The sequence below is a fragment of the Solibacillus ferritrahens genome (genome assembly GCF_037027585.1).
Taxonomy (GTDB): Bacteria; Bacillota; Bacilli; order Bacillales_A; family Planococcaceae; genus Solibacillus; species Solibacillus ferritrahens.
In genome coordinates this window covers 74,545-89,990 of record NZ_JAXCLE010000011.1, presented here as the reverse complement: position 1 = coordinate 89,990, position 15,446 = coordinate 74,545, and the positions used below count along the sequence as shown (strand labels likewise).

16 protein-coding genes are annotated in these 15,446 nt (G+C 36.5%); 9 read left to right on the top strand and 7 right to left on the bottom strand.

Annotation, left to right across the window (positions count from 1 at the left end; genetic code table 11):
- Nucleotides 1-6: 6 nt before the first annotated feature.
- Genes SNE38_RS12205 through SNE38_RS12195 form a run of 3 tightly spaced genes read right to left on the bottom strand, consistent with a single transcriptional unit; the run spans nt 7 to nt 2,855 of the window.
- Nucleotides 7-1,935: a hypothetical protein gene (locus SNE38_RS12205; protein ID WP_191705050.1), complete on the bottom strand. Its 1,929-nt coding sequence runs from the start codon at nt 1,933-1,935 to the stop codon at nt 7-9.
- Nucleotides 1,928-2,449 carry a PilW family protein gene (locus SNE38_RS12200; RefSeq protein ID WP_191705049.1) on the bottom strand — a complete coding sequence of 174 codons (522 nt, stop codon included), beginning with the start codon at nt 2,447-2,449 and terminating at the stop codon, nt 1,928-1,930. Before SNE38_RS12200 ends, SNE38_RS12205 begins: the two co-directional genes overlap by 8 nt.
- A complete protein-coding gene (locus tag SNE38_RS12195; RefSeq protein ID WP_191705048.1) occupies nt 2,442-2,855 on the bottom strand; it encodes a type IV pilus modification PilV family protein in 414 nt (137 codons plus the stop codon). The genes SNE38_RS12200 and SNE38_RS12195 overlap by 8 nt, the downstream gene beginning before the upstream one ends.
- A 381-nt stretch (nt 2,856-3,236) precedes the next feature.
- On the opposite strand from SNE38_RS12195, the gene SNE38_RS12190 reads away from it, so the two are divergent.
- The 9 genes from SNE38_RS12190 (at nt 3,237) to SNE38_RS12150 (ending at nt 12,298) form a co-directional block, all read left to right on the top strand.
- On the top strand, nt 3,237-4,595 hold the full coding sequence (locus SNE38_RS12190) for a VanW family protein (protein ID WP_336046572.1): 1,359 nt from the start codon (nt 3,237-3,239) through the stop codon (nt 4,593-4,595).
- 17 nt (nt 4,596-4,612) lie between these two features.
- On the top strand, nt 4,613-6,277 hold the full coding sequence (locus SNE38_RS12185) for a GspE/PulE family protein (RefSeq protein ID WP_336046571.1): 1,665 nt from the start codon (nt 4,613-4,615) through the stop codon (nt 6,275-6,277).
- Between the two features lie 13 nt (nt 6,278-6,290).
- A complete protein-coding gene (locus tag SNE38_RS12180; RefSeq protein WP_191705045.1) occupies nt 6,291-7,334 on the top strand; it encodes a type IV pilus twitching motility protein PilT in 1,044 nt (347 codons plus the stop codon).
- Nucleotides 7,331-8,539 (top strand): type II secretion system F family protein, encoded by a 1,209-nt coding sequence (locus tag SNE38_RS12175; RefSeq protein WP_336046569.1) that lies wholly within the window; start codon nt 7,331-7,333, stop codon nt 8,537-8,539. Before SNE38_RS12180 ends, SNE38_RS12175 begins: the two co-directional genes overlap by 4 nt.
- Before the next feature lie 96 nt (nt 8,540-8,635).
- Nucleotides 8,636-9,073: a type II secretion system protein gene (locus SNE38_RS12170; RefSeq protein WP_336046568.1), complete on the top strand. Its 438-nt coding sequence runs from the start codon at nt 8,636-8,638 to the stop codon at nt 9,071-9,073.
- A 131-nt stretch (nt 9,074-9,204) separates the two neighbouring features.
- A complete protein-coding gene (gene pilM / locus SNE38_RS12165; protein WP_336046567.1) occupies nt 9,205-10,182 on the top strand; it encodes a type IV pilus biogenesis protein PilM in 978 nt (325 codons plus the stop codon).
- Nucleotides 10,179-10,769 carry a PilN domain-containing protein gene (locus SNE38_RS12160; RefSeq protein WP_191705041.1) on the top strand — a complete coding sequence of 197 codons (591 nt, stop codon included), beginning with the start codon at nt 10,179-10,181 and terminating at the stop codon, nt 10,767-10,769. The genes pilM and SNE38_RS12160 overlap by 4 nt, the downstream gene beginning before the upstream one ends.
- Entirely contained in the window at nt 10,769-11,509 is a 741-nt protein-coding gene (locus SNE38_RS12155; RefSeq protein ID WP_336046566.1) for a potassium transporter, read from the top strand. The genes SNE38_RS12160 and SNE38_RS12155 overlap by 1 nt, the downstream gene beginning before the upstream one ends.
- Nucleotides 11,510-11,542: 33 nt before the next feature.
- Nucleotides 11,543-12,298: a prepilin peptidase gene (locus SNE38_RS12150; protein ID WP_336046565.1), complete on the top strand. Its 756-nt coding sequence runs from the start codon at nt 11,543-11,545 to the stop codon at nt 12,296-12,298.
- A 55-nt stretch (nt 12,299-12,353) separates the two neighbouring features.
- Here the strand turns inward: SNE38_RS12150 and SNE38_RS12145 are convergent, their stop codons facing one another.
- The 4 genes from SNE38_RS12145 to SNE38_RS12130 all read right to left on the bottom strand — a co-directional run bounded on the left by SNE38_RS12145 (nt 12,354) and on the right by SNE38_RS12130 (nt 15,404).
- Nucleotides 12,354-12,578, bottom strand: a complete 225-nt coding sequence (locus tag SNE38_RS12145; protein ID WP_191705038.1) for a hypothetical protein — start codon at nt 12,576-12,578, stop codon at nt 12,354-12,356.
- Between the two features lie 87 nt (nt 12,579-12,665).
- Nucleotides 12,666-14,057, bottom strand: coding sequence for a class II fumarate hydratase (gene fumC, locus SNE38_RS12140; RefSeq protein ID WP_191705037.1), 1,392 nt, complete (start codon nt 14,055-14,057; stop codon nt 12,666-12,668).
- 367 nt (nt 14,058-14,424) lie between these two features.
- Nucleotides 14,425-14,736 (bottom strand): hypothetical protein, encoded by a 312-nt coding sequence (locus tag SNE38_RS12135; RefSeq protein WP_191705036.1) that lies wholly within the window; start codon nt 14,734-14,736, stop codon nt 14,425-14,427.
- A 110-nt stretch (nt 14,737-14,846) separates the two neighbouring features.
- Nucleotides 14,847-15,404, bottom strand: a complete 558-nt coding sequence (locus SNE38_RS12130; protein ID WP_336046564.1) for a DUF1273 domain-containing protein — start codon at nt 15,402-15,404, stop codon at nt 14,847-14,849.
- Nucleotides 15,405-15,446 lie beyond the last annotated feature (42 nt).

Here is a 15,446-nt window from a genome sequence, read left to right as displayed (position 1 = left end):
TATTAGTTAATTTCTCTCTACAAATTTAGGAGGATCGACTTTATAAATTAACTCTTCCTCTCTGTTTAATTCAATATAAGTGTTAATTACATCTTCGTTATAATGAATTTGTAATCGTGAATGGTAATCATAGCATTTCTTTTGGTTGCTTTTAGTAGGGAAATTACAACGAGAATCACCGACTAACTGATTTGAACTTCTAGTGGTAATATCATCCTGTATTGTCTCTTTGAAAACGTACAAACCATTATAGTTGTTGTAACTAGTAGCATCACTACGAGAAGGGGCGGTCTCTTGCGTATTACCTCTAGTAGCATGTAATGTTATTCTACTTCCATATACCCCGCCATGAATCTTCATATTAGAACCTGAACCATAAATTTCAAGCTCCTTTCCAGAGTAGAAAAAGCCATATATTTCGCTAGGTTTATCGTGTAGGCTCGATGTAGAGTTATTAGATAACTTTACTTTTCCTCTAGAAAAAATAACTAACGTTCCATTTGCAGTTTCATTCTTTTCATTTTTGTAAGGAAGACTGTTAATAGTTGAATATTGAATGTCCACAGGTTCATAATAAACCCAACCGTTTCTAGTATATCCGTCGGGATTATTCACATAAATTAAAGCGTTTGTTTTTAAATTTGATTCATGGATCTTTAATCTGCCATTTACAAAAATACTTCCAGAGAGTTCAACATTCCCATCGATTATCAAATCTCCTTCTACGTATAATGTATTTTTTATTTTTACTTTTGTTGTACTCTTATTTTGACTAGTTATTTTTAAACTTGCGGAAGTCGCTAACTGATCAAATTCATAATCTCCATTTAGCTCAAAGGTGCTATTCTTATCTTCGGGATCGTATTTATTACAGGAGGATTTGTTACAAGTGCTATAATAGTGAACTAAAAAACTTCTATTTTTATAGACACCGTTTGGTATACTGTATTCATTTTTATTTGTTAGAATATCATTAGCTGAATTTCTAGTGAAGATGTAAGTATTTTTTTTAGCAGACACATCTACTGTATTAATATTAGAATCAGTAGTCACAACTGTTGGTACTTTATCAAAAATAGTCGTATCAAAAAGTTTTGAAATATCGCTTTCCATTGTTAAATAAGAGGTATTCAAATTATGAATACCTGTGTATAGAGAACTAGCATTACTTGAGTCTTTTACATGGTAAAAATTACTATTCCTACTAACTACTATTCTTGGATTACTCCGTGAACTAGTGGACTTGATGCTGGGTTTTAAGCTGTCAACCCAATAATGGCTTCCTTTAATAATATGTGCTTTGTTATACGTAGTTAAATTACCTTTATATCTTAAATCGCCTGTGATTTGCACAGCTCCATTTAAATGAATGTTCCCATTGGAAGTTAATGTATATTTGAGTTGTTCAGGTATGTGATCTGCTCCTATTTCAAGAAAAGTAATTAATTGTTTGTTTTTACCATCTACTTCGCCGAAGCTGATTATTTCTAACTTTTTCTTTAAGTCATTTAATCCATTTGCATCATTCACTTCATGAACGGATTTGATACAAGCTAACGATGTATCATTTTGACTGTTACTTGTTGTAATTTTTAGCCCCTTAATTAGGATACCTTTTGAGTCAAAAGTACATTTATATCTTAAATTATTTTGATTAAATTTTTCTAACTCGCCTATAAAGTCATCTCTGGATTTTCCCTCTTTTGTGAATTCCGCTAAATGTGTATTAATTTCATTAAGTATAAAATCTAACCCTTTTTCTGCTAGATTTAGTGCCTGTGTATCGTCTTCACGAGTACTGTTTTTGGCGGTGCCGCTCATTGTTAGAGTCATTAAAGATAGTCCAAGAACTGTGAATAAAATAAGTATGCCTAATGTTAACAATAACGCATAACCATTTGAGTTTCGAATTGTTTTCCTGATTACATTAATCATCCTCTTCATCTTCTCTCTCTAGATCATTTATAGAACGTACTTCCGATCTGAATGTTTTTTTGACATTTTTGTTTTTATTTTTAAGTGTCAATGTAATATGGTAAGATCGGTCGCTATTTGTTCCTTCAATAATCTTAATATTTGTTTCATCCCATATAACTTCAAGTGTACTATTATTAAGTGTTATTTTTTTGCCTTTGATTACAATATTATTATCCTTAAAACCTGTCTCTGATGATGTTCCCACTATAGGAGGAATTTTAGGTTTAATATAATAATTATGATTAGAGGTATTTTCAGTAAATATAATTTCTGAATCTTTAGAAATATATATTTCTTTAATTAAATTAGCCATTACTAAATCTGCCTCATCTCGAAGGATTGTATCTGAATTAATCTTTGCATAAGTTTTTATGGAGCTTAAAAGAATTGTAGTTGCAAATATCGCTATAAGACTAAAAATAACAATCGCCGCCAGAAGTTCTACTAAAGATAATCCTTTTTGATTATTCATATCTAATGTACCCCTCTACAGTGCTTTTTGAATTCCTATACTTTACCGTTATTACGATATTAATAAGCTTTCTGTTTTTTTCCTCGGAAGTTTGTGTTGCTTTGATGTTTAAGCGGTAATTATCACCGTCAGAGTATAGTTTCTTCTCGATGTCAGATATTGTTTCAAAATTATATAGCTTTGTTGAATCTATAGAGGGGAGGTATTCTGCGAAGGGCATTAGTTTAAGGCGTTCAAGCTCTGCTTCTGCCATATTAATCGCAACAAGTTTTTCATTATTATAAGCAGCTGTTTTATTCGATTGAATAAACAGTTGTGAAAAACTAAGAAGCACAATTGTGATAATTACTATAGAACTAACTACTTCTATTAAGGTAAAACCTTCCTCCTTTTTTAAGACCTTCATTTTAAAGTCCCCCCTTGTTTTAGAAACACATCTAAAGAAAAATGTAGAAAAATAGCGAAAAAGAACTTATTTTATCGGATTTTGTTAGGTAAAATGAATTAAAGATAAAAAAGTTTTTCTAGTTTTATAAAATATATAGTCAAAAAGTAATCGTTTGTGTATTATGATAGATAATAACATAAAGTCTAATTATGGTAAAACTTAAATATTTTTGGATATATTTAATTACTATTACTCATTTTAAGTGAAATAGGGTGGGGAATTAGTAACTTAAGCTTAGTATTACCTTAATTTGAGGAAATAAAGATAGTATAGTTGATAGTTTACGAATAATTAGAATTAATAGAATTTGATATAAAAGGAATTTAGTGGGGTGAATATATGAAAATAGTCTTTAGGTCAATTGCACTTCTTGTGTTAATAGTAGCGTTACTAGCTATTTGGGTACCACATTTTATAGCAAGTTCCAATGCAACCCCTACTGGTAATTCAGGGGGTTCCACAATTGGTGGAATGGAAGTAGGGGATTTAAAGGGCGATGAATTAAAAGCAGGATTACAGAATGCTGTAAATGACTGGTATACCAAAAACCTAATTGTTACAGGCGGAGGGACTTCAATTGAAGTCAGTTCTCCCACCTTGCAATTTGATATTGAAGCCACAGTTAATAGCTTTGAAGATAATTACCGCAAACCATGGTATGCATTTTGGGCAGATGAGGCAGCAGTTCATCTTCCTTTGAATATTCTTCCAAGTGATATTGTTAAAAATGAGATTAGTAATATTTCTGCATGGGACGCAGATTTAACTTATGAAAAAGTACAGTTGAATGCTTCCTATTTAAGAACGAATGAAGTTGAAGCTGTTGTAAATGATTTTTCGATACTGGAAATAGATCGTATTTCGCTGTTGGTTGAAACTATACCTGAAGGTGCGATGGGTATGAATGAGCTTGTCCTTGAATTGCAGGACATTGTAATCGAACCGCAAATGCCATTTTCAATGTTGGAGAACTTAGGAGAAACAATTAATCTTGCAAACCGTGAGGCGATTAATTTTATCGCATCAAATATTTATAACGCTGCACTTAATATTAATGCTGAAATTTTGGAACGTCATTCGCAAAATGAACGCCCTTCCTATTTAAAGCCTGGGTTAGAGGCAAAGGTAGATGTTTTAGCGAACGAGGATTTAAAATTTATTAATACATCCACTAATCCGGTTGTATTAAAGCTTTCGATGAATGATGGAAAGCTGCAAACAGAAGTATATACACCTGCAAAGGAAATAGAGGTTTCTGTATCGGTATCAAACGATGAAGAAATTCAACCACGTACAATTACACGCTACTCGGAGGACTTGGCAATTGGACAAACAGAGCAATTGCAAGATGGTGTAGAGGGATTACGTATTTCGGTTTATCGAACAGTGTATGGAGAGCAGCAACTTGTGAGCCGTGATTATTATCCACCGGTAAACCGTGTCATTGTTAAATCGTCTCAGCAACCGGTAATACAAGATTCAGTAGTTGATGTGAACAACGCAACAGATGATTCAATCGATTTAGATGGTGACGGCTTCCCAGATGAAGATGGAGGTGGAGGAAACTCACCAATTAATAATCAGCAAAACACAAATTCAAATGAATTAAGTAGTGAATCACGAATTGAAGAAGGGTCAAAGGATAATCTTCCACCAGGCAGCTATTACGATAAAGGTGGAAATTTAATAACTCCGTAGAATAGGAGGATAACAACATGAAGGCAAATGCGAGAAAACGTTTAGGGGACTTATTGGTAGAAGCTGGAGTAATTAATGATCAGCAGTTGAATTATGCGCTACAAAATAAAAGCCGTGATGAAAAGCTAGGCGATTTTTTAATAAAAGAAAACGTGCTCACCGAACAGCAGCTGATTGAGGTATTGGAGTTCCAGTTAGGTATTCCTCATATCACATTAAATAAATATGCGATCGACCCAGAACTATTACAGCTTGTCCCAAGAGAATTGGCGAAGCGTGCCAATATTATGCCGGTACGTCGCGATAGAAATAAGCTATTAATCGCGATGTCAGACCCAATGGATTATTTTGCGATAGAAGAAGTCCGGATGGCGACAGGTTGTCAAATCGAAACTAGTATAGCAGCAAAAGATGATTTATACAGAACAATTACAAAATACTATGATTTGCAGGCTTCGATGGACGCAGCATTGTCCGAAATGGCAGCAAATACAATAGAAGTCCAGCAGGAGATTACTGATGAAGATTCGCCTATTGTCCGTCTAGTCAATCAGATTATTGCCAATGGGGTAGCTCAACGTGCTTCTGATATTCACTTTGATCCTCAGGAAACTGAATTTAAAGTGCGCTACCGTGTTGATGGTGTGTTAAAAACAGAGCGATCTCTGCCAAAACATATGCAAAATATGATGACCGCTCGTATGAAAATTATAGGTGGACTTAATATTACAGAAAATCGAATCCCACAAGATGGCCGAATTAAAGTTAATATCGAGTTTAAAAGCATTGATATTCGACTTTCTACATTGCCGACTGTATACGGTGAAAAAATTGTTATGCGTATTTTGGATGTAAACAATGCCGCAACAGATATTGCACACCTAGGTTTTACTGGAAAAAATGAAATCTTGTTCAAAAAGATGATTGAAAAACCAAACGGAATTGTACTAATAACAGGCCCAACTGGTTCAGGCAAATCTTCTACATTATATGCAGCACTTTCAAATCTAAATGATGAGGAAGTTAATATTATTACGGTGGAAGATCCGGTCGAGTATCAGCTAAACGGCATAAATCAAATTCAGGTGAAAGAAGAAGTTGGGCTAACATTTGCAGCAGGTTTACGTTCGATTTTACGTCAAGACCCGGACATTATTATGATTGGGGAAATTCGGGACTTAGAAACAGCACAGATTTCGATTCGTGCTTCACTGACAGGTCATCTTGTATTAAGTACACTGCATACAAATAGTGCAATCGAATCTGTTTCGCGTCTGCAGGATATGGGCATCGAGCCATTCTTGATTTCGTCTTCGCTTGTGGGAATTTTAGCCCAGCGACTTGTACGTCAAATTTGTCGAGATTGTAGTGGAGAAGTTGAGCCTACAAGCAGGGAAAAGGAAATCTTCGCAAATAATGGATTCAGTGCTGAAAAGGTACGAAAAGGTAGAGGCTGTTCGGCTTGTGGAAATACCGGTTACCGTGGACGACTTGCCATTCATGAACTATTACCGATTGATCGAGAGCTAAAGGATTTAATTCTGAATCGGGCAAGCGGGAATGAAATTGGGGACTATATGAAAAAAGCAGGCTACTACACATTGTTGCAAGATGGTCTGCAAAAAGTTATAAATGGCGTCACAACTACTGAAGAGGTATTGCGAGTTGCAACAATTGACTAGTGAGGGGATGCAGATGACACTAAAAATTCAAGACTTATTGCAGCATGCATATGATGAAAAAGCGTCTGACTTACATGTAACAATCGGAATTCCTCCCGTCTACCGTGTAAACGGTCAATTGAAGCAGTATGGCGATATTATCGTTACGGAAGAAATGGTTAACGAAATGGTACAAGATCTTCTACCAGACTATAAAGTGGCGGAATTTGAGGAGAAGGGCGAAACGGATTTTAACTATTCCTTAAAAGGCCTATGTCGTTTCCGTGTAAATACGTATCATCAACGAAATGCAGGGGTAATTGCAGCACGTTTAATTTCGAGCAAGATCCCTACAATTGAATCGCTGAATTTGCCAAAAGTAGTGTATGATTTAGCCGAAAAACCTCAAGGGCTTATTTTAGTAACAGGTCCAACAGGCTCAGGGAAGTCTACTACATTAGCGGCGATGATTGATTATATTAATGAAACAAAATCGAAGCATATTATTACACTCGAAGATCCGATTGAATATTTGCATTCTCATAAAAAGTCAGTGGTTAATCAAAGGGAAATCGGTGTCGATACAGCCTCGTTCGCAAATGGATTGCGTGCATCACTTCGCCAAGATCCGGATATTATTCTAGTCGGTGAGATGCGAGATTTAGAGACAATTTCTACAGCAATTACTGCAGCGGAAACAGGACACCTAGTATTTGCAACACTTCATACATCAAGTGCACCGACGACAATTGACCGAATTATCGATGTTTTTCCGCCACATCAGCAAGGGCAAATTCGTATCCAATTAGCGAATGTATTACAGGGAATTATTTCACAGCGACTGTTCATTCGGAAAGATAAAGAAGGACGTGTTGTAGCAACTGAAATTTTAGTAAGTGTTCCGGCTGTAACAAACTTAATACGAAATGAAAAAATACATCAAATACCAAGTGTCATGCAAACAAGCCGTGCGCTAGGAATGCACACATTGGAAACATCAATACAGGCACTGGTTTCTTCCGGTGAAGTTTCGGTGGAGGAAGTGCGTACTTATTTGAATGTAGGTGATTACAGTTGACTGTATTTAAATATGTAGGGCGAACAAAGATGGGAGTCACCCAAAAAGGAACGATTGATGCAACAAATAAGGCCACAGCAATTACGAAGCTTCGGGAAAAGGGGATTAATCCTCGTGAAATAGAAGAATCGAAAAGCATATTGCACATGGATATTAGCCTTGGAAGCGCAAAAATTAAAACGCAGGATTTTGTAATTTATTGCCGTCAGTTTGCCACATTAATTCGTGCCGGAGTATCCCTCGTTGAAGCAACAAATATTTTAGCAAAACAGGCGACAAGTAAGCCGTTGAAGAAAGCTTTGGAGAAGGTCGAAGAAGATGTACGAGCAGGTATTCCCTTCTCGGATGCAGTTCAAAAGCATCCAAAAGTGTTCCCTGAGCTATTCGTCAATATGATGAAATCAGGTGAAGCAACGGGGAATATCGATGACACATTAGAACGTTTAGCAAATTCATATGAAAAGTCGTTTCGATTAATGAAAAAAGTGCAATCAACATTAACGTATCCAGCAATGTTATTAGTATTAATCGTGGTAGTCGTGTTTTTCATGTTAATTTTTATTGTACCAACATTTGTCGAATCGTTTGAATCGATGGATGCAGAACTTCCTATGTTAACAGTATTAACGGTAGCGTTAGGGGAATGGTTAAGGCAATATTGGTGGTTGCCAGTTGGTGCTGTTGTCATAGGTGTGGTGGTTTTCCAATATCTATACAGGAACAATGAGCAATTTCATTACACTGTACATTATATGCTTCTGAAGATGCCAATATTTGGACAGCTTTTACAAAAAACAGCGATTGCGAGATTAACGCGTAATTTATCGTCATTATTTAGCAGTGCAGTTCCAATTTTACAGGCATTGACAATTTCCCAAAAAGTTTCCGGTAACCCTGTTGTAGGAAAAGTAGTACTAGATGCTCGAGCTAGCCTTGAAAAAGGAAGTACATTAACAGAACCATTTGAAAAAAGCTGGATATTCCCGCCTATGGTGACGAGTATGACGAGAATAGGGGAATCCACTGGGTCACTTGATTATATGCTTGAGAAAGTTGCTGACTTTTATGAAGAGGAAGTTGAGAGAACAGTAGATACATTGAAGTCTCTTATCGAACCTTTAATGATTGTCATACTAGCAGGTGCAGTTGGTATTATCGTAGCAGCAATTTTCTTACCGATGTTTAGTCTTTACGAGAATATGTAATTGAAAAAATATAGGGCGTTTTGCAGGGAGGCATCAAAGTGGTACAAAGCGTCAGTGCAAAAAACAATATACAATAAAATATAGAGGAGGTTTAATATGTTTGAAGTATTAAAAAAACGTATTAAAAATGAAAAGGGTTTATCTTTAGTTGAGCTTTTAGCAGTAATCGTTATTTTAGGTATTGTAGCGGCCATTGCGATACCTGCAATTGGAAATATTATTAATAATCAACGCGATAAAGCAGTGCTAGCTGATATTTCCGGTTTAGTTTCTTCAGCAAAAATTGCATTTGCAGATGGTTCTTGTGGTACGGATAATATTTGTCAGTATGGTGGTGCTACAAATGAAGTTGATTTTAGTAGCGAAAAAGTTACGGGAGGAACAGTTTCATTTGCTAACACTCCAGCTAATCCAGCTATAACTGTAACATTGGATAGTGGTATTACTTTTAAAGGGAGAAATAAAGATACTTTTAATGACTTAATTAAAGATGGATTCAGTGAAAGTGAACTTAACACTGTTATGGGGCAATAATCACCCCCCAAAGAACACCCAACCCAACAACGATTGGGTGTTCCATTGGGCGATGATTTCGCTAGTATAATAGCTTTGAAGATGAGCTTGCCCTAAAAATAGAGGCAAAGTATAAAGGGGAGGGTCCCTAAATGTTTACAATGAAAAGAAAATCACATGCATCTATTCTCTTAAATGACTACGTGATCCGTGCACTTGTCTCCAAAGGGCCAACACTTGATCAACCTGTTATTTATGAAACGCCATTACCTAGAAATGCCGTCCACGAGGGCGCCATTATGGACGAGATGGCGATATATGAATTAATAAAGGAAAATATCCCGAACTGGGGTGGCAAGAAGCAAAATGTCCGTTTCCTCGTACCGGATACGTCTGTATTATTAAAAACTTTTGAGCATCCTGCAGATGTAAGCGGCAAAAAACTAAAGGAATTTGTGCAGATGGAGCTCGGGAACTCTATTCATTTGCCGTTCCAGGAACCGCTTATTGATGTTCATGATTCAGTGGAAGGCGATGGGAAAGCGGTGTTGCTTGCTGCACCTCCTGATGAAGTTGGGAAAATGATTGGTCTATTATTAGATAATCATTTAAATCCACAAATAGCCGATATTCGAGCATTATGTAATTTGCGTTTGCTAGAGCATATTGAGTTTATTGATTCAAATCGTACATATTTAGTGACTGATTGGTCCATTAATGAATTTTCTATTTGTATTTTCTCAAATGGAGAGGTCGAGTTTTTACGTTTCCAGACAGTTGATACAGACCCGGATAAATGGGAGCAAGATATTCTTGAAAACGATGAAGTTGAGTTTCATTATACGGGTGATTTGGATGATTTTCGTAGAGCGACTACAGACCAAGTGTTGGAAATCGACCGTATGATGAACTTCTTTAAATTCTCGCTCCACAAAGGGGAAAAAGTTGTCGATGAAATCATTGTGATGGGAGATCATCCATTACTTCATCTTATAGAGGCACTGTTACGCGACAATTTACCGACACCGATAAGTATTGTGGATGATGCTGTTATAGAAGAGCACTTTCCAAACTGCAAAGCAAAGCATGCGACATTGTTAGGCCTTGCTCTAAAGGAGGTTAACGAATGATTCCAGATATTAACCTCATGCCCAAAATTGAAAAGGGCGAGGCTAGTTTAAATTTCGCATTTTATTTGGTTGGCATATTATCTTTGGTAACACTTGGACTTATGGCATGGACATTTTTCAGTGTGAAAAGTGAAATCGCAAGTGCAATACCGGAGCGGGATTCATTAATTTTAACGCGCGATCAATTGAGTGCAGAAGTCGCCTCATTTGAAACGATGAATAAAGGCTCATTAGAAGAATCAGTAGCTTTTGTGGAAAGAGTATCATTCCCAGTTTCTCCGGTTATTAAGGAAACACGAAATTTATTGCCTTTAAATACATATTTGCGAGCTTATGTATTTTCTGAAACAGGTGTACAAGTGACGGTTGATTTTGAAACGTTAAATGCAATTTCAACATATGTGAGTAATCTTGAAAAAAGCCCGTACTTCAATGATGTTCAGCTAGGCACGATTCAAAACTTTGATGTAAATCCTTCCGGAGAAGAGTTAAGTGCAGAGCAGCAATTTAGCGAAGTACCACGGTATAGTGTAGAGCTTATGTTATTAGTAAATCAATTACATGTAGCTGCTGGAGGTGACGAGTAGTGAATTCCATCTCAAGTAGTAAAAATGGGACACTTTTATTAGTGATTGCTTTAGCGATGGCATTGTTATTTGCTGTTTATTACTATGTCGTCAAACCAAAACAGGATGAGGAACTGGCGATCCATAGTGAAATGAGCAGTTTGAAAACGGAAATTTCGACATTGGAGGAAACAATCGCATTTCACCATACACAGCTATCTCAAACAAGTGCAAATGAATTTGTACTACGCAAGAAAGTGCCGGCTAACCGAGAAATCGATGCGTTGATTCTTTCAATTGAGGAAATTGAATACTTAACAGGCTCTCGTATTCAAAGTATCGATTTCAACAACTATGATGCTCTCGTATCGAGCTCAGGCTTACAGGATCCAACGGCCAACTCTGGAACAGAAGAAGGACAAGCTACGGAACCAGTGGAACAAACAGAGTCCATTGAAACGGAAGCTACTGAATCCGTGGAACAAGTTGAAGATACAGATGCACCGGAAGAATTGCCTGTTTCTACAATAGCAGTAGAAACATTACCACCTTCATTAAAGTTAATAACATTCAATATAAATGTGGCATCACCAAATGATGTTAGCTTGATGCAGTTTATAGAAGAAATAGAAAAGAAAGACCGTGTAATGCGAATGGATCTTATTGATTATGAACTTCCAGGTGAAGAAGACCAATTTACAGAAGAGGCATCCGAAATCGTTACAGCCAACATTCAAATTACAACATTCTACTACGAATAATAATTAAGCAGGTAATAGTAAGGAGCGTTCAACATGGACATAATGTATACAATTTTTGCGGGGATTTTAGGACTTGTTTTCGGTTCTTTTTACAACGTAGTAGGTTTACGTATTCCGAAAAAGGAATCAATCGTTACACCACCTTCCCATTGTGTAAATTGTAATCGCCGTTTACACGCTTTTGAACTCATACCTGTTTTTTCCTATGTATTTTTACGAGGGAAATGTCGGACATGCGGGGTAAAAGTATCTCCAATCTATGCATTTACTGAGCTAGTAACAGGCCTTTTATTCGCATTTGCAACATGGCAGCTTGGTATTACATGGGAACTTGCAGTAGCGCTCCTATTTATTTCTCTATTGGTTATTATCAATGTTTCGGATATTGCATACATGCTCATTCCGGATAAAATTTTACTATTTTTCCTGCCGTTATTAATTGTCGGAAGGATTCTTTCCCCACTGGAGCCTTGGTGGGATAGTATTGTTGGGGCAGTGCTAGGGTTTTCGCTGTTATTATTAATTGCCATCATTTCAAAAGGCGGGATGGGTGGCGGAGATATAAAGCTATTTTTATTAATCGGTCTTGTATTGGGAACTTACAATACGTTGTTAACATTATTTTTAGCGTCTATTATTGGGACGATTGTTGGAATCGTTATTTTAAAAGTCCGACGTAAGGGGCGCAAAACTCCGGTTCCATTTGGACCATCCATTGCAATTGCTTCGATTGTCGTGTACTTTTACGGAGAGCAAATCATCGATTTGTATTTAAATTTGCTTTTATAAATTAAAAAGAAGGGGTGCTCTAATACGATTTTTAGAGCATCCCTTTAAATATGACTTAATAATCTATTATAATTTTCTCAAATGGGTGATTCGTCAGTAGCTCATGTGTTGCTAGTTCTACCGCTTTATCCACAGAATCTGCTAAAACTAATATGCGGTATTTGCCAAAGTCTTTATAATAGGCATCTGCTTCAACATATTTAGTGTTTTCGTTCTGTATATTCCTGAGAATATTTACGACGATTTCATAACCATCCTTTATAAATTCGATTTTTTTCAATAAAAAACAACCTCCTCAACATTAGTTTATTACCTGATGAAAGTAATTGACTAAACTTGTTGGAAGGTTGTGTAGGATAGTTAAAAATTATTCAGCATTTGGGTAAATCATCGTTTTTGGATCGACATAACGGTCAAATTCTTCTTCAGTTAAAAGACCAGTTGCAATCGCTGCTTCCTTTAATGTTGAGCCTTCTTTATGAGCTGTTTTAGCAATTTTGGCTGCATTTTCATAGCCAATATACGGATTTAATGCCGTGACAAGCATTAACGAATTTTTCAAGTTCGCTTCCAATACTTCCATATTCGGCTCAATGCCAATTGCACAGTTGTCATTGAATGATTTCATCGAATCTGCCAATAAGCGTGCTGATTGCAGGAAGTTATAAATGATAACGGGTTTAAATACATTCAGCTCGAAATTACCTTGTGATGCTGCAAAGGCAATTGTTGCATCATTACCTACAACTTGCGTCACGACCATTGTCATCGCTTCACTTTGAGTTGGGTTTACTTTACCTGGCATAATGGATGAACCCGGTTCGTTTTCCGGAATGGTAATTTCACCGATACCAGAGCGTGGACCACTTGCCAGCCAGCGAACATCATTGGCGATTTTCATTAAATCTGCAGCCAATGCTTTTAGCGCACCGTGAGCTGTAACGATTTCATCATGACTTGTCAGTGCATGGAATTTGTTTTCAGCAGTTGTAAAATGAATGCCTGTTAACTTGCTGATTTCAGCTGCTGTATGTGCACCGAATTCTGGATGAGCATTAATACCGGTACCAACTGCAGTACCCCCAATTGCCAGTTCCTTCATGAATTGTGTGTTTACCATAATCATTTTTTCACATTTTAAAAGCATATGGTGCCAGCCGCCGATTTCCTGACCGAGCGTTAATGGTGTTGCATCCTGTAAGTGGGTACGGCCGATTTTAATAATATCGTTGAATGCGATTGCTTTTTCTTTTAATGTTGCCTGTAGTAATTTTAAGCGCGGCATTAAGTAGCCTTCCACAATTTCGACTGCTGCAATATGTAGTGCAGTAGGGAAAGTATCATTTGAACTTTGTGACTTATTCACGTCATCATTTGGATGGATTTTTTCTTCAGAACCACTGGTAGCTAATTTTTTATTTGCTAAATAGGCGATTGTTTCGTTTACATTCATGTTTGTCTGTGTTCCGCTGCCTGTTTGCCAAACAACAAGAGGGAAGTGATCATCCCATTTGCCTGTCAGAATTTCGTCTGCAGCTTCGACAATAGCCTTTGTTTTTACATCAGACAGCTTGCCTAATTTATTATTTGCGAGTGCCGCTGCCTTTTTTAAAATTGTCATCGCGCGGATAACTTCAATGGGCATTCTTTCGGTACCAATTTGGAAATTTTCTTTACTGCGTTGTGTTTGCGCACCCCAAATTTTATCTGCCGGTACACGAATTTCACCTAAAGTGTCTTTTTCAATACGGAATTCCAATTAAATCATCTCCTTTAATATATGTATACCCAAATTTAGATGAAAAAATGGCAAATCGTGTGAGGGGATTTGCCATTTTTTCAGGAGAAAAGATAAAGATCCTTTCAAAATATGAGTAAAGTGATTAATGAGTTTCGAATCTGAACTGGGGGGAACAGTATCGAAAATATGCTTTAACTAACTTGTCTGCCTTACAATGATAATGATAATCTTTATCAATTAGATTGTCAATAGATTGTTTCATTAATTTTTAGAAAAATTATTTAATTCGGATAAATGTAAAACAACGTCTAAAGCATCAATTAGGCTCGATACTTTAGACGTTGCTATGTGTGTTATACATTTAGGAGTCAGCCCCTTATAGTAGTTAAACAATTTTTACATAAAAATCTTGTCCGTTCGTTAACTCTGGAATTTCCGTATTTCTTTCGCGCTTATAATAGTCTGAAATAGCACTTGCGAGTCCGGCATAGCCATTTAATAAAGTACCTTGCTTAATTTCTTTGGCGAGATTATGGAATTCGAAATAAATATGTGCATCGTAATCTAATTTACTTAATATCTTTTCTATATCTCCAAGGGGGATATTTATACCTCTCATATAACGACATTCACGCTTATATGTATGGTGTGGGATATTTACTGGTGTTGTTTCGTTAATCATTGATAATTGATTCATAATGTTGCGCCTCCTTGAAATTCGATATAAAAGTTCCTTTAATATATTATACCGCAAAAGAGAGTTTTATAATCTGAATCTTTAATCAATTTAGAAAATTAATAGAATCTTTACCAATCATCACCTTGCTGCATTTCCTCGGCCACCATCTGCAAATCGTAGGCATTGATCATGAACAATTCATATTCATCATGCTGTTCTTTATACTTTTGAATGAGTCGGAGCACATATTTAGGGGAGCCTTCGTTTTCTTCATCATAAACGAGCAATGTCGCATCGGTATTATCAATGATGAATTTATCCTTTTCGATAAACTGCCAAGGTGCTTCATATGGACGCTTCGTCACGCTAGTCACAAAATCAGCATTATTTACCATTTGCATATAGGCTGCTTGTTTATGCTCATTCCAGTTTTTCTCTTGCTCTAAAAAAGGGGTTATAATTGAGTATTTGAGTGTGGCATATTCTTTTTTTAGTTCCAGTACAACCTCGGCCGCCCATGTTTCAACACCTGGCTGTCCGCTGATTACAACCCATTCCAGTCCATCCTCTATAAGTGTTCGTAATTGGTTTTCCAATGCAGCTTTAATAATAGGGACACCTTGATGCTTGTCGTTAAAAATGCCAAGCTCATGTGGACGGTACCCGGTAATATAAAGTGATTTCATTATAAATCGCTCCTTAGAAAAAAATAAAAATGGGGCACTATG

What these genes read in the sequence shown, in the direction of transcription:
- SNE38_RS12135 (WP_191705036.1), bottom strand. Translation starts at nt 14,736, where the DNA reads ATGAATCAATTATCAATGATTAACGAAACAACACCAGTAAATATCCCA.
- SNE38_RS12190 (WP_336046572.1), top strand. Translation starts at nt 3,237, where the DNA reads ATGAAAATAGTCTTTAGGTCAATTGCACTTCTTGTGTTAATAGTAGCG.
- SNE38_RS12195 (WP_191705048.1), bottom strand. Translation starts at nt 2,855, where the DNA reads ATGAAGGTCTTAAAAAAGGAGGAAGGTTTTACCTTAATAGAAGTAGTT.
- SNE38_RS12205 (WP_191705050.1), bottom strand. Translation starts at nt 1,935, where the DNA reads ATGATTAATGTAATCAGGAAAACAATTCGAAACTCAAATGGTTATGCG.
- SNE38_RS12130 (WP_336046564.1), bottom strand. Translation starts at nt 15,404, where the DNA reads ATGAAATCACTTTATATTACCGGGTACCGTCCACATGAGCTTGGCATT.
- pilM (WP_336046567.1), top strand. Translation starts at nt 9,205, where the DNA reads ATGTTTACAATGAAAAGAAAATCACATGCATCTATTCTCTTAAATGAC.
- SNE38_RS12200 (WP_191705049.1), bottom strand. Translation starts at nt 2,449, where the DNA reads ATGAATAATCAAAAAGGATTATCTTTAGTAGAACTTCTGGCGGCGATT.
- SNE38_RS12160 (WP_191705041.1), top strand. Translation starts at nt 10,179, where the DNA reads ATGATTCCAGATATTAACCTCATGCCCAAAATTGAAAAGGGCGAGGCT.
- SNE38_RS12180 (WP_191705045.1), top strand. Translation starts at nt 6,291, where the DNA reads ATGACACTAAAAATTCAAGACTTATTGCAGCATGCATATGATGAAAAA.
- SNE38_RS12170 (WP_336046568.1), top strand. Translation starts at nt 8,636, where the DNA reads ATGTTTGAAGTATTAAAAAAACGTATTAAAAATGAAAAGGGTTTATCT.
- SNE38_RS12150 (WP_336046565.1), top strand. Translation starts at nt 11,543, where the DNA reads ATGGACATAATGTATACAATTTTTGCGGGGATTTTAGGACTTGTTTTC.
- SNE38_RS12185 (WP_336046571.1), top strand. Translation starts at nt 4,613, where the DNA reads ATGAAGGCAAATGCGAGAAAACGTTTAGGGGACTTATTGGTAGAAGCT.